At 71.3% G+C, this 19350-nt stretch carries 17 protein-coding genes; 6 read left to right on the top strand and 11 right to left on the bottom strand.

The genetic code is table 11. The features are described from left to right. The first annotated feature begins 79 nt into the window (after window positions 1–79). From ACZ7CF_RS23070 to ACZ7CF_RS23060, 3 genes are all read left to right on the top strand, one after another. On the top strand, window positions 80–1333 hold the full coding sequence (locus ACZ7CF_RS23070; RefSeq protein ID WP_470370615.1) for an SLC13 family permease: 1254 nt from the start codon (window positions 80–82) through the stop codon (window positions 1331–1333). After that, on the top strand, window positions 1334–1765 hold the full coding sequence (locus ACZ7CF_RS23065; protein WP_470370537.1) for a universal stress protein: 432 nt from the start codon (window positions 1334–1336) through the stop codon (window positions 1763–1765). It begins immediately after the preceding gene. Window positions 1766–2515: 750 nt separating this feature from the next. Next, complete coding sequence (locus ACZ7CF_RS23060; protein WP_470370536.1) at window positions 2516–4219, top strand: cation:proton antiporter; 1704 nt, start codon at window positions 2516–2518, stop codon at window positions 4217–4219. 178 nt (window positions 4220–4397) lie between these two features. Here ACZ7CF_RS23060 and ACZ7CF_RS23055 read toward each other — a convergent pair whose 3' ends face one another. The 5 genes from ACZ7CF_RS23055 to ACZ7CF_RS23035 form a co-directional block, all read right to left on the bottom strand. Next, window positions 4398–5144, bottom strand: coding sequence for a glucose 1-dehydrogenase (locus ACZ7CF_RS23055; RefSeq protein ID WP_360388980.1), 747 nt, complete (start codon window positions 5142–5144; stop codon window positions 4398–4400). Beyond that, entirely contained in the window at window positions 5144–6649 is a 1506-nt protein-coding gene (locus tag ACZ7CF_RS23050) for an aldehyde dehydrogenase family protein (protein ID WP_458431933.1), read from the bottom strand. The genes ACZ7CF_RS23055 and ACZ7CF_RS23050 overlap by 1 nt, the downstream gene beginning before the upstream one ends. Before the next feature lie 8 nt (window positions 6650–6657). Next, window positions 6658–7503: an SDR family NAD(P)-dependent oxidoreductase gene (locus ACZ7CF_RS23045; RefSeq protein ID WP_470370535.1), complete on the bottom strand. Its 846-nt coding sequence runs from the start codon at window positions 7501–7503 to the stop codon at window positions 6658–6660. Window positions 7504–7512: 9 nt separating this feature from the next. Continuing rightward, entirely contained in the window at window positions 7513–8598 is a 1086-nt protein-coding gene (locus ACZ7CF_RS23040) for a Zn-dependent alcohol dehydrogenase (RefSeq protein WP_360388988.1), read from the bottom strand. Between the two features lie 78 nt (window positions 8599–8676). Then, the gene (locus tag ACZ7CF_RS23035; protein ID WP_458431930.1) at window positions 8677–8868 is read right to left on the bottom strand and encodes a ferredoxin; all 192 of its coding nucleotides are present in this window, start codon (window positions 8866–8868) and stop codon (window positions 8677–8679) included. A gap of 45 nt (window positions 8869–8913) precedes the next feature. On the opposite strand from ACZ7CF_RS23035, the gene ACZ7CF_RS23030 reads away from it, so the two are divergent. Both ACZ7CF_RS23030 and ACZ7CF_RS23025 read left to right on the top strand, forming a co-directional pair. Then, window positions 8914–10074 (top strand): acyl-CoA dehydrogenase family protein, encoded by a 1161-nt coding sequence (locus tag ACZ7CF_RS23030; protein ID WP_470370534.1) that lies wholly within the window; start codon window positions 8914–8916, stop codon window positions 10072–10074. 8 nt (window positions 10075–10082) lie between these two features. Continuing rightward, a complete protein-coding gene (locus tag ACZ7CF_RS23025; protein WP_458431929.1) occupies window positions 10083–10982 on the top strand; it encodes an acyl-CoA dehydrogenase family protein in 900 nt (299 codons plus the stop codon). A 19-nt stretch (window positions 10983–11001) separates the two neighbouring features. Here ACZ7CF_RS23025 and ACZ7CF_RS23020 read toward each other — a convergent pair whose 3' ends face one another. Both ACZ7CF_RS23020 and ACZ7CF_RS23015 read right to left on the bottom strand, forming a co-directional pair. Beyond that, window positions 11002–12093: an NAD(P)H-dependent flavin oxidoreductase gene (locus tag ACZ7CF_RS23020; RefSeq protein WP_470370533.1), complete on the bottom strand. Its 1092-nt coding sequence runs from the start codon at window positions 12091–12093 to the stop codon at window positions 11002–11004. Beyond that, a complete protein-coding gene (locus ACZ7CF_RS23015) occupies window positions 12074–13660 on the bottom strand; it encodes an acyl-CoA synthetase (protein WP_470370532.1) in 1587 nt (528 codons plus the stop codon). Before ACZ7CF_RS23015 ends, ACZ7CF_RS23020 begins: the two co-directional genes overlap by 20 nt. 75 nt (window positions 13661–13735) lie before the next feature. Between ACZ7CF_RS23015 and ACZ7CF_RS23010 the strand changes: the two genes are divergently transcribed. Next, on the top strand, window positions 13736–14524 hold the full coding sequence (locus tag ACZ7CF_RS23010) for a crotonase/enoyl-CoA hydratase family protein (RefSeq protein WP_470370531.1): 789 nt from the start codon (window positions 13736–13738) through the stop codon (window positions 14522–14524). 83 nt (window positions 14525–14607) lie between these two features. On the opposite strand, the gene kstD is transcribed toward ACZ7CF_RS23010, so the two are convergent. From kstD to ACZ7CF_RS22990, 4 genes are read right to left on the bottom strand one after another with little or no spacing between them, the layout of a single operon-like run. After that, window positions 14608–16314, bottom strand: a complete 1707-nt coding sequence (gene kstD / locus ACZ7CF_RS23005; protein ID WP_470370530.1) for a 3-oxosteroid 1-dehydrogenase — start codon at window positions 16312–16314, stop codon at window positions 14608–14610. After that, window positions 16311–16766, bottom strand: coding sequence for a pyridoxamine 5'-phosphate oxidase family protein (locus ACZ7CF_RS23000; RefSeq protein WP_470370529.1), 456 nt, complete (start codon window positions 16764–16766; stop codon window positions 16311–16313). The genes kstD and ACZ7CF_RS23000 overlap by 4 nt, the downstream gene beginning before the upstream one ends. Continuing rightward, window positions 16759–18267 (bottom strand): acyl-CoA synthetase, encoded by a 1509-nt coding sequence (locus ACZ7CF_RS22995; protein WP_360389012.1) that lies wholly within the window; start codon window positions 18265–18267, stop codon window positions 16759–16761. The genes ACZ7CF_RS23000 and ACZ7CF_RS22995 overlap by 8 nt, the downstream gene beginning before the upstream one ends. 25 nt (window positions 18268–18292) lie before the next feature. Next, window positions 18293–19321 carry an LLM class F420-dependent oxidoreductase gene (locus ACZ7CF_RS22990; RefSeq protein ID WP_470370528.1) on the bottom strand — a complete coding sequence of 343 codons (1029 nt, stop codon included), beginning with the start codon at window positions 19319–19321 and terminating at the stop codon, window positions 18293–18295. Between the last annotated feature and the right edge of the window lie 29 nt (window positions 19322–19350).

The following is a 19350-nucleotide window of genomic DNA, read 5'->3' as shown; positions in this document are numbered from 1 at the left end:
CACGGGCGCTCGTCCGGCGGCGTCCCGTTCGCGCGTGGTTCGATTGCGGCGAACGGGTGCGAGACGGGAGTGCCGGGTGTTGAGCGGGTGGCTGGCGGAGGGCGTGTCGGTCGTCCTGCTCGTGCTGGTGCTGGTGTGCGCGGTGGTGCGCCCCCGTGGACTGCCCGAGGCGGTGGTGGCGGTGCCCGCGGCGGCGGTCGCGGTGCTGACCGGGGCGATCGGGCTGCCGCACGCGTGGGACGAGGTGGTGCGGCTGGCGCCGGTCGTGTGGTTCCTGGCGGCGGTGCTGGTGCTGGCGCAGCTGTGCGCGGACGAGGGTCTGTTCCGGGCCTGCGGTGCCTGGCTGGGGCGGTGGGCGGCGGGACGGCCGCAGCGGTTGCTGGCCGGGGTGTTCGGGCTCGCGTCGGTGATCACGGCGGTGCTGAGTCTCGATGCGACGGTCGTGCTGCTGACCCCGGTGGTGTTCGCGACGGCGGCACGGGCCGGGGTGCGGCCCAAGGCGCCGGTCTACGCGTGCACGCACCTGTCGAACACGGCCTCGACGTTGCTGCCGGTGTCGAACCTGACGAACCTGCTGGCGTTCACGGCGAGCGGGCTGTCGTTCACGCGGTTCGCCGGGCTGATGGCGGGCCCGTGGGTGGTGGCGGTGCTGGCCGAGTACCTGGTGTTCCGGCGGTTCTTCGCGCACGAGCTCGCCACCAGCGCCGAACCGCGGCACGAGGAGGCGCCCGAGATGCCGGTGTTCGCGCTGGCGACGGTCGTGGCCACGCTCGCCGGTTTCGTGGTGACCTCGGCGGTCGGCGTGGACCCGGCCTGGGCGGCGACGGCGGGCGCCGCGGTGCTGGCGGTCCGGGCGCTGGCACGGCGGCGGACGACGGTCCGCAAGGTCGTGGCCTCGGTGTCGCTGCCGTTCCTGGCGTTCGTGCTGGCGCTCGGGATCATCGTGAAGGCGGTCGTGGACAACGGTTTCGGCGCCGCGCTGGCCCGCGTCATCCCCGACGGGAACGGCCTGGTGGCCCTGCTCGCGATCGCGGCGCTGGCGGCGGTGCTGGCAAACCTGATCAACAACCTGCCCGCGGTCCTGGTGCTGCTGCCGCTGGTGGCCGCCACCGGCCCCGGCGGTGTGCTGGCGGTGCTGCTCGGGGTGAACATCGGCCCGAACCTGACATACGCGGGCTCGCTGGCGACGCTGCTGTGGCGGCGGATCGTCCACCAGCACGACCACGACGTGGACCTCGGCGAGTTCACCAGGCTCGGCCTGCTGACCGTACCGGCGAGCCTGGTCGCCGCGGTGGTGGCACTGTGGGGTTCCCTGCTGCTGATCGGAGGCTGAGTGGCCGTCCTGGTCTGGGTCGTCGAGGGCACCTGGCCCGCGTGCGTCGACGCGGCGAAGGCCTACCCGAACGCCGACATCACCCTCCTGCACGTCAGCGGTCACGACGTGCCGCACGCGGCCCACGGCGCGTTCGCCGGCCTCCTCGGCCGCCGCGGCCTCGACCCCGGCACGACCCTGGAGTCGCTCGCATCGACCTCAGGCTCGGACCTGCTCGCCGCGGCTGCTTCGCGACTTGGTCGGCCGTGCACCCGGCTGGAGCGGTCGGGCCGGGTCGAGCGGGAGGTCGTCGCGGCGGCGGAGGGGGCGGAGCTGCTGGTCGTGGCGCGGGACGGGGACCACGGGCATCCGGGGCCGAAGAGCCTCGGGCCGGCGAGCCGGTACGTCGTGGACCACGCACCCTGCCCGGTGCTGCTGGTGTGGGCGGGGTGAGAGCGGGCACGGCGGCTGGGGTGAGCGGGGCGTGGCGACGGGTGCCGGGCGGGGGTGGACGCCACGGTTGCGAACGGGTCAGCGGCCCGACGCGGTGAGGCGAGCGGCGCGGCGGCGGACGCCGGGCCTGAGTGGACGTTGCGGCTGCGGACCGGGCAGCGGTCCGTCGGGCGCGTTGAGGTGCGGGCGGTCGTGTCGGCGGACAGCGGGCGGGGGTGGACGCCGCGGTTGCGAACGGGCCAGCGACCCGTCAGGACGCGGTGGGGTGCGAGTGGACGTGCCGACGGGCGCTGGGCCGGAGTGGACGCCGCGGTTGCGAACGGGCCATCGGCCCGGCCTGACTCGGTGAGGCGAGCGCGGCGGCTGGGGTGAGCGGGTCGTGGCGGCGGACGCCGGATGGGGGGAGGCTGCGGTTGCGGACCGGCCAGCAGCCCGTCAGGGCGCGATGGGGCACGAGCGGATGTGCCGGCAGACGCCGGGCTGGGAGGGACGCTGCGGTCGTGAACCGGCCGACGCCCACCAGGGCTCGGTGGGACGCGGGCGCGCGTGCCGGCGGACGCCAGGCCAGAGTGGACGCTTGGGCTGCGAACCGGCCGGCGGCCCGTCAGAGCGCGGGGCGCGAGCGGGCGTGGCGGCCGCGAATCGGCCGACGCCCCGCCGGGCGCAGTGGAGCGGGCGTGCCAGTTGCCGAGTTGCGCCGCGGCGTGGCTCGCATGGCCGGACGCGGCGTGGGCGGCCAGACTGACGATCATGCAGGAGCTGGCGTTGCTCGCCGTCGTCGCGGTGCTGATCATCGTCGTGGTGTCGTACGTCGCGCCGCGGGTCGGGGTGGCGGCGCCGGTGCTGCTCGTCGTGGTCGGGATGGTGTGCAGCCAGGTGCCCGGTGCGCCGCACGTGGTCGTGGAGCCCGAGTGGATCCTCGTGGTGGTGCTGCCGCCGATCCTCTACTCGGCGGCGGTGAACGTGCCGGTGATGGACTTCCGGCGCAACTTCCGCACGATCGGCGCGTTGTCGGTGTTGCTGGTCGTCGGGTCGGCGTTCGGCACCGGGTTGCTGATCTGGTGGTTGTTGCCCGAGATCGGGTTTCCGGCCGCGGTCGCGCTCGGTGCGGTGATCAGCCCGCCGGACGCGGTGGCGGCCACGTCGATCGGCAAGCGGCTGGGGTTGCCGCCGCGGCTCGTCACCATCCTGGAGGGTGAGGGGCTGGTCAACGACGCGACGGCGCTCGTGCTGTTGCGCACGGCCGTGGCGGCGATCGCGGGCACGGTCAGCTTCTGGGGAGCGCTCGGCGACTTCGGGCGAGCGGTCCTCATCGGCGTGGTCGTGGGTGCTGTGGTCGGGGTGGTGTCGGTCTGGGCCCGGTCGCGGATCCAGGGGCAGCCGGTGCTGACGACCGCGATCTCGTTCGTCGTACCGTTCCTCGCCTTCATCCCGGCAGAGGAGCTGCACGCGTCCGGCGTGATCGCCGTCGTGACGGCGGGGCTGATCACCGGTCATCAGAGCGCGAAGCGGTTCACCGCGCACGACCGGATCTCCGAGCGCACCAACTGGCGCACCATTCAGTTGTTGCTGGAGAACGGTGTCTTCCTCCTGATGGGGTTCGAGATCACGGCGGTCGTCAGCGACGTGCGGGCATCGGGTGAGAGCGTGTGGGCCGCGTTCACCCTCGGCCTGCTGGCGACGGCGCTGCTGATCGTCCTGCGGGTGGTGTTCGTGGTGCCGCTGATCGCGTTGCTGCGCCGCCAGCAGCGCCGTGCCGACCGGCTCACCGGGCGGATCGAGGCGGTGCTCGACCGGATCTCCGAGCACGGCCCGCAACCCGGCAGGCGCTACGAGCGCGCCACCAGGGCGTTGCAGCGCAAGCACGCGGACGCCACGTTCTTCGCCAGCGAAGGGCTCGGCTGGCGTGGCGGTGCGGTGCTCGCGTGGTCGGGCATGCGCGGCGTCGTCACGCTCGCCGCCGCCCAGTCGCTGCCCACCGACGTGCCCCACCGCGCGGAGCTCGTGCTGATCGCGTTCACCGTCGCGATCGTCACGCTGCTCCTGCAGGGCGGCACCCTGCCCGCGCTCATCCGGCTGCTCGGCATCCGCGGCAACGACGAGGAGCACGAGCGCCGCGAGTACGCCCGCCTCGCCGCCGAGTTGATGACCGCGACCCAGGCCGTGCTGGAGAACACCGCGCTCGAACGCCAGAACGGCACGCCGTTCGACGAGGCGGTGCTGGAGCAGGCTCGGGCACGAGGTCTCGCCCTGGCGGAGATCCTCGACAAGATGCTGACCGCGGACCGCGATCCGGACAGCCCCCTGCACCAGCAGGGGGAACTTCAACGCCTCCTCCTGGACGCCCAGCAGAACGCCCTGCTCGATGCCCGCGCAGGAGGGACGTACAGCTCGCACACCCTCGAACGCGCGCAGAACTTCATCGACGGCCAAGCCGCTCGCTTCACCGCCTGACGCCGCCCGGCAGCGGCGCGGACCGGATCAGCACCGGGGCCCGGCCGCGACGAGCACGACCGGGGCATCCACCCCCGACGACGAGGACACGACCAGCGCTCGGGGACTGACGCACCCCTCGTTCCGACCGTGCACCGACAACGGTAGCGACGAGGTCTGACAATTTCGGAAGCCCAGGTCAGCGGCCCAGGGCGTGCGTCGCCGTCGCTCCACCGTCCACCGCGAACTCCCCGCCGGTGCAGTACGCGCTCTCGTCGCTGGCCAGGAACAGCACGACGTTCGCCACGTCCTCCGGCTGCCCGATCCGCCGCAGCGCCAGCCGCCTGCCGATCGGCGACACGTCGATCTCCCGGCCCAGCGCCGTGCTGACCATGGGCGTGTCGATCGCGCCGGGGTGCACCGAGTTCACCCGGATCCCGTGCTCCCCCAGCTCCAGCGCCGCCACCTTCGTCATGCCGCGGATCGCGAACTTCGACGCCGTGTACGCGGTCAGCATCGGCATTCCGGCGAGCCCCTCGACCGACGACACGTTCACGATCGACCCGCCGCCTGCCCGCTTCATCGACGGCACGACGGCGCGCATCCCGAGGAACGTCCCGACCTGGTTGATCGAGACGACCCGCTGGTAGTCGGCCAGGGTGGTGTCCGCGAGCGGCGAGAAGTGCAGCACGCCCGCGTTGTTCACCAGCACGGAGATCTCCCCCAGCTCGCCCGCCGCCGACACCGCCGCCGCCCAGTCGTCCTCCGACGACACGTCCAGGTGGAAGTAGGGCGCGCCGAGCGACGCGGCCAGCTCCTTGCCCGGTTCGTCGAGCACGTCGGTCAGCAGCACCGACGCGCCCTCGGCGACGAACCGGCTGGCCGCTGCCGCACCCTGGCCGCGGGCCGCGCCGGTGATCAGGGCGACCTTGCCGGACAGCCGCATCACATCAGCTCGTCGGTCAGCGGCATCATCACGGTCTTGAGCTCGGTGTAGGCCTCGTAGGCGCTCTGCCCGCCCTCACGGCCGAGCCCGGACTGCTTGTACCCGCCGAACGGCACGTGCGGCTCCAGCTGGAACCCGTTGACGCCGATCATCCCGGCGCGCAACGACTTCGCGACCCGGAACGCCCGCTTCACGTCGTTGGTGTAGATGCCGGCACCGAGCCCGTAGTCGGTGTCGTTGGCCAGCCGGACCGCCTCGTCCTCGTCGTCGAACGGCACCACGGTCAGCACCGGCCCGAAGATCTCGTCGCGCGCCACCGCCATGTCGTTGGAGACGTCCGCGAAGATCGTCGGCGCCACGAAGTTGCCGGACGCGAACTCGCCGTCCAGCCGGGTGCCGCCGGTGACCAGCCGGGCGCCTTCCTCCTGGCCGCGGTCGATGTAGCCGAGCACGCGCTCCAGCTGCCGCTCGTTGATCAACGGGCTCGCCAGCACCGCCGGGTCGAACGGGTCGCCGAACGTCACGGCCCCGGCCATCATCGTGGCCATCGTGACGAACTCCTCCTGCACCTCGCGCGCGACCAGCGCACGGGTGTGGGCCACGCACGCCTGCCCCGACAACCCCATGGTGACCATGCCCATGCACGTCATCGCGGCGAGGCCCACGTTCGGCGCGTCGGCGAACACCAGTGCCGGGCTCTTGCCGCCCAGCTCCAGCGACACCCGCTTCATCGTCCCCGCCGACGCCTCGACGATCTTGCGGCCGACCGCCCGCGACCCGGTGAAGCTGATCTTGTCCACCAGCGGGTGCGCGATCAGCGCCTGCCCGGTCGGCTCGCCCGGTCCGGTGACCAGGTTGACCACTCCGTCGGGCAGCCCGGCCTCGGTCAGCAGCTCCACCATCCGGATCACGCAGAACGACGCGAACTCCGACGGCTTCACCACGACCGTGCAGCCGGCGGCCAGCGCGGGCGCGAGCTTCTGCGCGAAGAGCACGAACGGCGCGTTCCACGGCAGGATCGCCGCGACCACGCCGACCGGCTCGCGGAACGTCATCGCCAGGTGGTCACCGCCCTGGTACGGCGGCAGGGTCTGGCCGCCGGCCTTGTCGATCCAGCCCGCGTGGTGCTCGAAGATGTCCGCCGCGATCCCCACCGAGGTCGCGTAGATCTGCCCGAACGACAGCGGCACCCCGTTGTCCAGCGCCTGCAGTCCACGCAGCTCGTCGGCGTTCTCCCGCAACAGGTTCGCGTACCGCAGCAGCACCCGGACGCGTTCCTGCACCCGAGCGCGCGACCACACGCCGTCGTCGAACGCCTTGCGCGCGGCCAGCACCGCGTCGTCGACGTCCCCCGGCGTGGCGACGGCGAACCGGCCGATCTCCTCGCCGGTCGCGGGGTGGCGGTGCGTCCAGGTCTCCTCCGCGTCGCGGAACTGACCTCCCACGAAGAGCCGGCCGTCCTTCAACCCCAGCGTCTCGCGGTGCGGTTGCACGGTGAGCGTCACAGCTCCTCCTACAGGGCGAGCGTTTCGGTACAGGAGAAAGTCCTCTGCGGATCGCGCGCGGCGAAGTACCCCGCGACGTCCTCCAGCGCGTCGAAGCGCTGTTCCACGGCCGGGGGCGCCATCAGGGCGACCATCCCGCCGTGCACCACGAACACCTGCCCGCTGATCTCCGCGGCCACGGGCGAGGCCAGGTACGCCACGAACCGCGCGACGTGCACGGGGTCCAGCGGGTCGGCGCCGCTGGGCGCGTCACCGAAGACGTGCGCGGTCATGCCGGTGCGCGCACGGGGGCAGATCGCGTTGGCGCGCACGCCGTACCGGCCGGTGCCGCGGGCGGTCGCGACGGTCAGCGCGGTGATCCCCGCCTTGGCCGCCGCGTAGTTCGCCTGGCCCTCCGACCCGAGCAGGAACGCCTCGGAGGAGGTGTTGACGATCCGCGCGTACACCGGTCCGCCCGAAGCCTTCGACTGCTGCCGCCACAGTGCGACCGCGTTGCGCGACAACAGGAAGTGGCCGCGCAGGTGCACGCGGACCACGAGGTCCCAGTCCTCGTCGGACATGTTGACGAGCATCCGGTCGCGCAGCACGCCCGCGTTGTTCACCACGACGTGCAGCCCGCCGAGCTCCACCGCCGCGGCCACCAGGGCGTCGGCGGTGTCGCGCTCCCCCACGTCGCCCTCGACCACCGCGCACTTCGCGCCGCGCTCCTCGACCTCGGCCACGACCGCGTCGGCCACTCCCGGCAGGTCGTTCAGCACCACCGACGCGCCGGCCCCGGCCAACGCAAGCGCTTCTGCCCTGCCCAGCCCGGCACCGGCGCCCGTGACGACGGCGACCTTCCCCGCAAGGTCCACAAGAGACTCCTAGTCGAACAGCACTACCTGCCGGATCAGCGATCCGCCGCCGCGCAACGCCTGCAGGCCCTCGTTGAGGTCCTCGAACCGGATCCGCTTGCTGATCATGCCCTCCAGGTCGAGCCGCCCCTGCCGCCACAGCGCCAGCATGCGCGGCACGTCCCGCCGGAAGTTGGCCGTCCCGTAGAACGACCCGTGCAGCGTCTTGTCGTGCAGGAACAGCTCCTGCGCGCTGAACGACACCATCGCGTCGGCCTTGCCCGCGCCCACGACCACCGTGTGGCCGCCACGCCGGGTCAGGTCCCACGCCTGGCGGATCGTCGCCGGCAGCCCCACCACGTCGAAGACGTAGTCGAAGCCCATGCCCGTGTTCAGCTGGTTGTTCAGCTCGGCGATGCCGTCCGGTGTCGTCGCGTGCGTCGCACCGAAGTGTTGTGCCACCTCGTGCTTCTCCGTCACCGGGTCGACGGCGACGATCTTGGCGGCTGCGGCGAGCCGCGCGCCCTGGATCACCGCGATGCCGACGCCACCGCAGCCGATCACCGCGACGCTCGCGCCCGGTTCGACCCTCGCGGTGTTGAGCACCGCGCCGACGCCGGTCAGGATGCCGCACGACAGCAGCGCGGCGACGTCGAACGGGATGTCGTCGTCGATCTTCAGCGCCGCGTCCGCCGGCACCACCATCTCCTCGGCGAACGCACCGAGCCCCGCGTACCCGAACGCCGGGTTCCCACCCACCACGAACCGCGGTGACGTGAACGCGGAGAGCGTGTGGACGAGGCACAGATGTGGTTGGGAGCTCACGCATTGCGCGCACTTCCCGCACGGCGGCACGAACGTGATCACGACGTGGTCGCCCACCGCGAGCGACGTCACGGCGCTGCCGATCTCGACGACCTCCCCCGCGCCCTCGTGCCCGACCACCCCCGGCACGAGGGCCGGCAGCGTTCCGTCCATGGCGGACAGGTCGCTGTGGCACACCCCGCACGCCTTGATCCTGATGCGGACTTCCTGCGGCCCCGGCGCGGTGGTGGTCACGTCGTCGCGGAGCTCGAGCTTGTCGTCGCCGACCTGGTTGAGCACGGCAGCCTTCACCGGTATCACTCCTCGCTGAGCTCACGGCCGAGGTACCCGTCGCACACTAGAATCTGTTCCTGTTCGTGACAAGGTCCATCAGCGTGAGAGCCGGAGCGCACTCTTGGGGCACGACGCCACCGCCCGCTCGGCCACCGGCTCCTCCGCCGACGTCACGACACCGGGCCGGATCTGCAGAACTTCGTCATCGTCGAGATCGAATACCTCGGGCAGGATTGTCGTGCACACGCCGTGCGCCTCGCACAGCGACGGGTCGACGTCGACCTTCATCGCGGCCTCCTGACAGAAAATAGAACTTGTTCTAGAGTAGCGGGCATGCGCATCGGTTTCACGCCCGAGCAGGAGAGCCTGCGCGACGAGCTGCGGGCGTACTTCGCGGCGCTCATGACACCGGAGCGCAGGGCCGCGCTGAGCTCCGGCGGTGACTACGGCGACGCCGAGGTGTACAAGGACACCGTCCGCCAGATGGGGAAGGACGGCTGGCTCACCATCGGCTGGCCGCGGGAGTACGGCGGCCGCGACCGCCCCATGATCGAGCAGCTGGTCTTCCTCGACGAGGCCTCCGCGGCGGGCGCGCCGGTGCCGTTCCTGACGCTGAACTCCATCGGACCGACGATCATGGCGTACGGCACCGAGGAGCAGAAGGCGTTCTACCTGCCGAGGATCGCCGGCGGTGAGATCCACTTCGCGATCGGCTACAGCGAGCCGGAGGCGGGCACCGACCTGGCGGCACTGCGCACGCGGGCCGTCCGCGACGGCGACGACTACGTGGTCACCGGCCAGAAGATGTGGACCAGCCTCGTCCAGTACGCCGACTACGTGTGGCTCGCGTGCCGCACCGACCAGGGGTCCGAACGGCACCGGGGCCTGAGCATCATCATCGTGCCGACGGCGTCCGAGGGCTTCTCCTGGACACCGGTGCCCACGATGTCCGGCCCCACCACCAGCGCGACCTTCTACGACGACGTGCGCGTGCCCGCCGCGAACCTCATCGGCACCGAGCACCAGGGCTGGAAGCTCATCACCAACCAGCTCAACCACGAACGCGTCGCGCTCTGCTCGGCCGCTCCGTTGCAGACCGCGCTGCGCGAGGTCCGCCAGTGGGCGCGGGAAACCGGTGCCGACCGGCAGGAGTGGGTCCGGCTGCACCTCGCGCGCGTGCACGCCAAGACCGAGTACCTCAAGCTCATCAACTGGAAGCTCGCGTCCGGCGGCGATGAGGCGCCCTCACCCGCGGAGGCCTCCGCCACCAAGGTGTTCGGCACCGAGTTCGCGACCGAGGGCTACCGGTTGCTGATGGAGGTGCTGGGGGCCGGCGGCATCGTCCGTGCGGGCTCCCCCGGCGCCCTGCTGCACGGCCGGGTCGAGCGCATGCACCGCTCCGCGCTGATCCTGACGTTCGGCGGCGGCACCAACGAGATCCAGCGCGACATCATCGCGCGGGCCGGCCTCGGGCTGCCCGCCGTACCTCGGTAGGAGGAGACGTGGACTTCACGCTGACCGAGGCGCAACGGGAGCTGGCCGCGCTGACCCGCGAGATCGTCGAGTCCTCCGGCGCACCGTGGGCCGACCTCGTGAAGGCGGGCGTGGTGCCGGAGGACCCGGCCGAGCTCGGCGTGCTGGAGCACTGCGCGGTGCTGGTCGAGCTGGGGCGCGCGGTCGCCGCCGTCCCGTACCTGCCGACGACGCTGGCGCAGACCGCCCTGGCCCTGTCCGGCCGGCGCGTCGACCCCGCGACCGTGCTGTCGGTGGCGCTCGCCGAGGACCCCGCGGGCGCGAAGACCGCGGTGCCGTTCGCGACGTCGGCCGAGGCGTTCCTGGTGGCGTCGGGCGACGAGGTGTTCCTCGTGCAGGCCGCGGACCTCGACATCGCACCGCAGGTGCTCCTCGACGGGTCGGAGGCGGGCACGTTCGCGTTCACCGGCGGCGGCGAGCCGGTCGAGGGCGTCACCCCCGGCTGGCTCACCACCCGCTACGCGCTCGGGTTGTGCGCCTACCAGCTCGGCGTCACCGAACGCGCGCTGGAGCTCACCGCCGAGCACGCCCGCACGCGGGTGCAGTTCGGGCGGCCGATCGGGGCCTTCCAGGCGGTGGCCCAACGCCTGGCCGACGCCTACGTCGACGTCTCCGCGATCCGGCTGACGTTGTGGCAGGCTGCCTGGCGGCTGGCGGAGGGCTTGCCCGCCGAGGCCGAGGTGGCGACCGCCAAGTTCTGGGCCGCGGACGCCGGTCACCGGGTGGCGCACACCGCCGTGCACGTCCACGGCGGGACGGGCATCGACATGGGCCACGGGGTGCACCGGTACTTCACGGCGGCCAAGCGCGCCGAGTTCGAGCTGGGCGGGGCGACCGCCCAGCTCCTCAGGCTCAGCGCGGCCATGTGACCGGCAGGCCCCGACCCGCTCACCGCGCGAGCTCGCCCAGCCGCTTCACCGTGTCCTCGAACTCGGCGAGCAGGTCGGCGATCACCTCGGCGACCGGCCGCACCTCGTTCATCCGCCCCACGACCTGCCCGACCGGCATCGACACCACCGACGGGTCCGAGGACCGCGCGATCCGCTGGTGCGCCTCGCTGACCAGGATGTTCTGCAACGGCATGGGCAACGGGTCGGGTGCGTGGGCCGACGCCCACGCCTCGGTCCAGCGCGTCCTGAGCAGCCGCGCGGGTTTGCCGGTGTAGATCCGGGTCCGCACGGTGTCACCGGACCCGGCCGCCAGCAACGCCTCCTGCGTGGAGGAGTTGCCCAGCGCGTACTCGGCGGTCGTGAGCCAGCAGGAGCCCATCCACACGCCGGAAGCGCCCAGTGCCAGCGCGGCGGCGGCTTGCCGGCCGGAGCCGATGCCTCCCGCGGCCAGCACCGGGACGTCCACGCCGTCCACGACCTCCGGCACGAGCACCATCGTGGCGACCTCGCCGGTGTGCCCGCCGGCCTCGTAGCCTTGCGCCACCACGACGTCCACGCCGTTCTCGACGTGCCTGCGGGCGTGTTCGGCCTTGCCCGCGAGGGCGGCGACCGGGACACCGGCGGCGTGCACGCGTTCGATCACGTCCACCGGCGGGGAGCCCAGCGCGTTGGCGACGAGCCGGACGGGGTGCTCCAGCGCCACGTCCACGTGCGACCGGGCCACCGAGTGCAGCCAGCCGAGCACGCCCTCGCCGCCGGCGCCCTCGGGGAGCGGTGGCACGCCGAGGGAGAGCAGGGTGCGGTCCACGAAGTCCCGGTGGCCCTGCGGGATGAGCTTGTCCAGGTCGACCTGCGTGCCCTCGGTCGGCACCTTGGCGGGCATCACGATGTCGACGCCGTACGGTTTGCCGTCGGTGTTCTGGTCCATCCACGTCAGCGCGCGGTCGAGGTCCTCGGCGTCGTTGAACCGCACGCAGCCCAGCACGCCGAGACCACCGGCGCGGCTGATCGCGGCGGCCACGTGCTCGGACGGTGTGAAGCCGAAGACCGGGTGTTCGATGCCGAACGTGTCACACAGGTTGGTGCGCATGCTCCTCCACGTGGCGCCGGGCCCACTGGTAGTCGGGTTTGCCGCTGGGGGTGCGGCCGATCTCGTCGACCAGCCAGAGCGAGCGCGGCACCTTGTAGCCGGCCAGCGTCTCGCGGACGTGAGCGTCCAGTTCGGACAGTGTCGGGGTGGCGCCGTCACGCGGCTGGACCAGCGCGCCGACCCGTTGGCCGAGCAGGTCGTCGGGGATGCCGATCACGAGCGCGTCGAACACGCCGGGGTGCGACTTCAGCACCCCTTCGACCTCTTCGGGGAACACCTTCTCGCCGCCGGTGTTCACGCACGTGTTGCCGCGGCCCAGCAACGTGATGTCGCCGTCGGCCTCGAACCGGGCGAAGTCACCGGGAACCGTGTAGCGCTTGCCGTCGACCTCGATGAACATCTTCGCGGTCTTCTCGGGGTCCTTGTAGTAGCCCAGCGGGATGTGGCCGCCGCGGGCGAGCTTGCCGACGGCACCGGGTTCCGGTTCGAGCCTGGTGCCGTTCTCGTCGACGACGATGGTGTCCTCGTTCAGCTTCACCTTCGTGCCGTCGGTCTTCACCATCTCCTTGGGGACCGCGCCGATGCCGGTGGACCCGGTCTCGCTCGACCCGATCGACTCCAGCAGCGTCGTGTGCGGCAGCAGCTCGTGGTACTGCTTCTTCACGGTGTAGGAGAAGAGCGCGGCGCTGCTGTTGATGATGAACAACGACGACCCGTCGTACTCGCCGCGCTGGAACTCCTCGATCAGCGGCCGGCCCATGGCGTCGCCGGTGATCACGGCGACCTGCACCTTCTCCCTGCCGATCACCCGCCAGACCTCGGCCGGGTCGAACTTCGGCACAAGCACGACGGTGCTGCCGCCGAACAACGCGCCGAGCACGGCCCACTGCGCGGCACCGTGGATCAGCGGCGGCAGGCACAGCCGCACCAGCCCGTAGTCCTTGCCGGAGTTGGCCTGCTGCCACTCGTCGGTGACGCGCTCGCCGGTCACGAAGTCGATGCCGCCGCCGAGCGTGCGCCACACGTCCTCGTGCCGCCACATCACGCCCTTGGGCATGCCGGTCGTGCCGCCGGTGTAGAGGATGTAGAGGTCGTCGGCGCTGCGCGGGCCGAAGTCCCGGTCGCCGGACTGGGCGGCCAGCGCGGCCTCGTACTCGGTGCCGCCGAAGTCCTCAGAGGACTCGTCGTCGATCACGACCCTGAGCTCCGGCGCGTCGACCTCGGCCACGAGCGGTGAGTAGCGGCGCTCGTGCACCAGCGCGACCAGGTCCGCCTCACCGAACAGGTACTGCAACTCGTTCTTGGTGTAGCGGTAGTTCACGTTGATCGCGACGGCCCGCAGCTTGTAGACCGCGAGCATCGCCTCGACCAGCTCGATGGAGTTGCGCGCGTACAGGCCGACGTGCTGACCCGCTGTCACGCCGTTGCTTGCCAGGTGGTGCGCCAGCTTGTTGGCGCGCGCCTCGAGCTCGGCGTAGGTGACCCGCTTGGCACCGCAGATGAGCGCGGTGCGTTCGGGCACGGTGTCGGCGGCGTGTTCAACGAGGTCTGCGACGTTGAGGGCCATGTCCTGCAAAGTAGAACGTGTTACTGTTCTGAACAATCCCCCGTGCGGTCAGACTCGATCCAGGAGGCACCCCGGATGACGACCACTGCAGAGCCGCATTGCCTGGTGGAGCGCAACGGGCACGTCCTCGTGGTCACGATGAACCGGCCGGAGGCGCGCAACGCGTTGTCCGGCCCGATGATGGCCATCATGCGCGAGGCGTGGGACCGCGTGGACACCGATCCCGACGTGCGCGTGTGCGTCCTGACCGGCGCGGGCGGGGCGTTCTGCGCGGGCGCGGACCTCAAGGCGATGACGCAGAACCACCCCGGCGAGACCACGGGGTACGACTTCTCGGTGATCGAACCGCTGCTGAAGGGTCGCCGGTTGACGAAACCGCTCATCGCTGCTGTGGAAGGTCCGGCCATCGCGGGGGGAACGGAGATCCTCCAGGCGACGGACATCCGAGTGGCCGGAGAGAGCGCCCGCTTCGGCGTCTCCGAACCGCGCTGGGGCCTGTTCCCGCTGGGCGGTTCGGCGGTCCGGCTGCCCCGGCAGATCCCGTACACGGTCGCGGCCGACCTGCTGCTGACCGGGCGGCACATCACGGCGCCGGAGGCCAAGGAGATCGGCCTGATCGGTCACGTCGTGCCGGACGGCCAGGCGTTGACCAAGGCGATGGAGCTGGCCGACCTGATCTCGGCGAACGGTCCGGTGGCGATCAGGGCGATCCTGCGGACCATCCGCGAGACCGAGGGCATGCACGAAAACGACGCGTTCACAGTGGACGCCCGGCTGGGCATGGAGGTTTTCCGCAGCGAGGACGCCAAGGAGGGACCGCGGGCGTTCGCGGCGAAGCGGAAGCCGGACTTCCAAGGCCGCTGACGCTCACCTCCTCGCAAGCCCCCTTGCTGCTCTGGCATCTGCAAGTAGTACTTGCAGATGCCAGAACAGCAAGGAAGGTCGGGTTAGATGTCGTTCGCGGCGATGTAGGCGAACGTCATGGCCGGGCCGATCGTCGAACCCGCGCCGGCGTAGCTGCGGCCCATCACCGCGGAGCTCACGTTGCCCGCCGCGTACAGGCCAGGGATCACCGAGCCGTCCGGCCGCAGCACCCGAGCGCGCGCGTCGGTGACCATGCCGCCCTTGGTGCCGAGGTCGCCAGGAACGATCTTGAACGCGTAGAACGGCGGCGCCCACAACGGTGCCAGGCACGAGTTCGGGATGACCGCCGGGTCGGTGTAGTAGTGGTCGTAGGCGCTGTCGCCGCGGTGGAAGTCGGTGTCACGGCCGGAGAACGCCTGGTTGTTGAACCGGCTCACGGTCGCCTTCAACGCGGCCGCGGGCACCCCGATCGCCGATGCCAGGCCGTCCAGCGACCAGTTCCTCACCACCGCGCCGTTCTGGTACCAGCCGTCCGGCAACGGCAGCGCGGGCGCGACGTCGGCGAACAGGTAGCGGTTGCGGTAGTTCTGGTCGACCACCAGCCACGCCGGGATGCACGGCGCGGAGGGGTTCTTGTCGTACATGACATGCACGACGTCGCTGTAGGGCGCGGCCTCGTTGACGAACCGCTGCCCGAGCTGGTTGATCATCAACCCGCCCGGCAGCGTGCGCTCGGCGAGGCAGAAGTACGGCGAGCCGGGTACCGGGATCGCGGGGCCCCACCAGGCGTCGTCCATGAGGTCGAACGCGGCACCGAGGCGTTGGCCGGCGCGGTGGCCGTCGCCGGTGTTCTCCTTGGCGCCCACGGTCCACTGGGTGCCGATCGGCTGTTGCTGGTACTGCGCGCGCATGGCCGCGTTGTGCTCGAAACCGCCCGAACCCATGATCACGCCACGACGGGCGCGCACGAGTCCACGTGAGGTCACGACGCCACGCACGGCACCACCGACCACGTGCAGGTCGACCAACGGCGTGTTCAGCCACACCGGCACACCGGCCTGCATCAGCCCCAGCCGCAACGCACCGGCCAGCGACTGGCCCATGGTCAACGGCTTCTGCCCGGCCAGCGCGGCAGCGGTACCGCGGGCCAGCGCGGCGGCGGCCACCGCGGCGCCCTTCGCGTTCACCAGGGCCAGCGCCAGCCACTTGTAGTCGGCGCTGAAGATGACCATGCCCGGTGGCACGGCGAGGTACGGCGGGTTGAGGTTCGCGAGCTCGGCGCCGAGGAGGGTGCCGTCGAACACGTCCGGCTCGATGGAACGACCGCGCGCGATGCCGCCGGGGTACTCCGGGTAGTAGTCGCTGTAGCCGTCCATGTACCGGAACCGCAGCGGGCTGTTGCGCAGCACGAACGAGATCATCCGCGGACCGGCGCTCAGGTAGGCCTGCTGTCGTGCCGGCGGGATGTCGCCCACCACGGCCGACAGGTACTGCGCGGCCTTCGCCGGGGTGTCCTGGACGCCCGCAGCGAGGATCACCTCGTTGTTCGGGATCCAGATGCCCGCGCCGGAGCGTGCGGCGGAACCACCGAACGTCGGCGCCTTCTCCACCACCACGACGCTCAGCCCGCGTTTGGCGGCGGTCAGCGCGGCGGTCATGCCGGCGGCGCCCGACCCGACCACCACCACGTCGTACTCACCGAGGTCCGCCTCGGCGGTACCGGTGTGCACGAGGCCGGAGGCGAGCGCGAGGCCGGCTCCGGCGAGCACCTGACGGCGGTTCAGGGTCATGGGGTCACTCCCGACATCAGCTTCCGGTGGTCCCAGCTGGCCGTCCTGGTCGGACGGAAGATCACGGCCACGCGCCGCGCCATGGCCTTGCGCAGGGCGTCCCGCTCGGCGTCGGACGAGCCGACCTCGCCGAAGTTGCGCGCCACCACCGCGTCGACCACGCGGCCGAGGTCGGGTGTGAACTCGGTGACGCCCTCCATGTGCACGCCGCGCAGCTGGTCGTAGGTCTCCCCCGCCTCGGCGAGCACGCTGCACCGCGGGTCGCGGCGCAGGTTCACGACCTTCTGCGACTTGCGGTCGGTGCAGAACACGATCTCGCCGTCCAGCCACGCGAACCACATCGGCGCCAGGTGCGGGAGGCCGTCGCGCCCGATGGTCGCCACGACCAACGTCTTCTGCCCGGCGAGGAACGCGTCGACCTCGGCCGGGGTCATCCTGATGCGGTCACGCATCGCGCAGTTTCCGCTTGTACAGCTTGCCGTTCGGGTCGCGCGGCAGCTCGGCCAGGTACTCGATCGTGCGCGGCAGCTTGAACTTCGCGAGCCGGGTGCGGGCGAACTCCAGCAGCTCGTCGGTCAGCTCCTGGCCGGGTTCGACGCCGTCGACCGGCTGCACGACCGCCTTGACCTGCTCGCCCCAGTCCGGGTGCGGGATGCCGAAGACGGCCACGTCGGCGACCTTCGGGTGGCACACCAGCTCGCCCTCGACCTCGGCCGGGTAGATGTTGACCCCGCCGGAGATGATCATGTCGTTCTTCCGGTCGCACAGGAACAGGTAGCCGTCCTCGTCCAGGTACCCGACGTCCTGCAACGTGAACAGCTTGCCGACGCGGGCAGCGCGGGTCTTCTCGGCGTCCTTGTGGTACTCGAACGTCGCGTCGCCCATCCGCAGGTAGACCAAGCCGCGCTCACCGGCGCGCAGCTCGTTCCCGTCCTCGTCCAGAACCTTGATCTCCGACGTGGGCCACGGCAGCCCGACCGATCCGGGCTTGCGCAGCCACTCCTGCGCGCTGATCACCGTGCCGCCGCCCTCGGTCGCCGCGTAGTACTCGATCACGACCGGTCCCCACCAGTCGAGCATCCTGCGCTTGACCTCGACCGGGCACGGCGCGGCGCCGTGGATCATCGCGCGCAACGACGACAGGTCGTACCTGCCCTTCACCTCGTCGGGCAGCGCGAGCAGGCGGTGGAACTGGGTCGGCACCATGTGGCTGTGGGTGACCTTGTGCCGTTCGATCAGCCGCAGCATGTCCTCGGGGTCCCAGTGGTCCATCAGCACGGTGGTGTGCCCGAGCTGGATGGAGATGACCACGAAGTTGAGCACCGCCGTGTGGTAGAGCGGCGACCCGCACAGGTGCACGTGCCCGTCGAACGGCCGCAGGCCGAAGATGCCGAAGAACCACGGCGCCGAGCCGGGTACGACGTCCGGGTCGGCGCCGGTCAACGGCCTGCGCACGCCCTTGGGCCGCCCGGTGGTGCCGGAGGTGTAGAGCATCGGCGACCCGGTCGTGCGAACGTCGGGCCGGCCCTCTTCGCCCTCGCCGAGACTCCCCAACGGCCGGAAGCCGTCGATCTCGCCCACCGCGAACTTCGCTTCGGACGGCAGACCCGCCGCCGCTTCGACCGCTGCGGCGGCGAAGCGTTCATGACCTACGAACGCCTTGGCACCGCTGTCCTGCACGAGGTAGGCCACCTCGGCGCCGGTCAGGTGCCAGTTCGCCATCACGACGTAGAGACCGGTCTGGTAGGCGGCGAAGTACACCGCCACGAGCTCGGCGCTGTTGGGCAGCATCAGCACGATGCTGTCGCCGGGTGTCAGCCCCAGGGCCTGGAACCCCCGGCCGTACCGGTTCGCCTCCGCCGCCAGCTCCCGGTAGGTGGTCCCACGGCCGCCGGGGTCGACCAACGCGGTCAGGTCCGGCTGCTCCGACGCGGTGTTCCAGAGTCCTGCCACCTCCTCAAAGTAGAACGTGTTTCATCTACTGACAAGCCTCGGAGACGGCCTTGATCGAGTCGGTGTCGCGGCAGCCGACGAGCAACTGGGTGACCCCGGCGGCCTCCCACCGAGCGACCTCCGCGCGCACCTCCTCGGCGCTGCCGACGATGCTGATCTCCCGCACCAGCTCGTCTGGGACCACCTGCGCCGCCTCGTCCTTGCGTCCCGCCCGGTAGAGCTTGCCGATGTCCGCGACGGCCTCGCCGTATCCCATGCGGGTGAACACCTCGGCGTGGAAGTTCATCCCGGGCGCACCCATCCCGCCGATGTACAGGGAGACGAACGGCTTCAGGAACCCGCGCACGCCAACGGGATCGTCGGTCACGACCACCTGGCAGGTGGCGGCGACCTCGAAGTCCGCCCGCGTGCGCCCCGCTTTCGCCAGTCCCTCCTCCAGCCATTCGTCGTACATGCCGGCCAGGCGCGGCGCGTAGTAGATCGCGAGCCACCCGTCGGCGATCTCCGCTGCCAGCGCCACGTTCTTCGGCCCCTCGGCACCCAGCCAGATCGGCAGGTCGGCGCGCAGCGGGTGGGTGATCGGCTTGAGCGGCTTGCCCAGCCCCAGCGCACCCGGCCCCCGGTACGGCAACGGGTAGTGCGGACCGGCGTTGGTCACCGGCGCCTCGCGGGCCAGCACCTGCCGCAGCACCGACAGGTACTCCCTGGTCCTGGCCAGGGGTTTCGCGAACGGCTGCCCGTACCAGCCCTCCACCACCTGAGGGCCGGAGACGCCCAGCCCGAGGACGAACCGCCCGCCGGACAGGTGGTCCAGCGTCAACGCGTGCATCGCGCACGCGGCCGGTGTGCGCGCGGACATCTGCACGACCGACGTGCCGAGCCGGACCCGTCGGGTGGCGGATCCCCACCACGCCAACGGGGTGAAGGCGTCGGAGCCCCAGGCCTCCGCGGCGAACACCGCGTCGAACCCGCACTCCTCCGCCGCCGCCACGAGTTCGGGGGCGTTCGCGGGCGGCGCAGCGCCCCAGTAGCCGAGCTGCAGACCGAGCTTCATGCCGCCATCTTGCCACCATTTCGAGAACC

The sequence above is a fragment of the Lentzea sp. NPDC036955 genome, assembly GCF_055608005.1.
This window is presented reverse-complemented; position numbering and strand designations above follow the sequence as displayed.

Coding starts and splice junctions, on each gene's coding strand:
- ACZ7CF_RS23060 (WP_470370536.1), top strand. CDS start 2,516: ATGCAGGAGCTGGCGTTGCTCGCCGTCGTCGCGGTGCTGATCATCGTC.
- ACZ7CF_RS23055 (WP_360388980.1), bottom strand. CDS start 5,144: ATGCGGCTGTCCGGCAAGGTCGCCCTGATCACCGGCGCGGCCCGCGGC.
- ACZ7CF_RS23035 (WP_458431930.1), bottom strand. CDS start 8,868: ATGAAGGTCGACGTCGACCCGTCGCTGTGCGAGGCGCACGGCGTGTGC.
- ACZ7CF_RS23030 (WP_470370534.1), top strand. CDS start 8,914: ATGCGCATCGGTTTCACGCCCGAGCAGGAGAGCCTGCGCGACGAGCTG.
- ACZ7CF_RS23020 (WP_470370533.1), bottom strand. CDS start 12,093: ATGCGCACCAACCTGTGTGACACGTTCGGCATCGAACACCCGGTCTTC.
- ACZ7CF_RS23015 (WP_470370532.1), bottom strand. CDS start 13,660: ATGGCCCTCAACGTCGCAGACCTCGTTGAACACGCCGCCGACACCGTG.
- ACZ7CF_RS23010 (WP_470370531.1), top strand. CDS start 13,736: ATGACGACCACTGCAGAGCCGCATTGCCTGGTGGAGCGCAACGGGCAC.
- kstD (WP_470370530.1), bottom strand. CDS start 16,314: ATGACCCTGAACCGCCGTCAGGTGCTCGCCGGAGCCGGCCTCGCGCTC.
- ACZ7CF_RS23000 (WP_470370529.1), bottom strand. CDS start 16,766: ATGCGTGACCGCATCAGGATGACCCCGGCCGAGGTCGACGCGTTCCTC.
- ACZ7CF_RS22990 (WP_470370528.1), bottom strand. CDS start 19,321: ATGAAGCTCGGTCTGCAGCTCGGCTACTGGGGCGCTGCGCCGCCCGCG.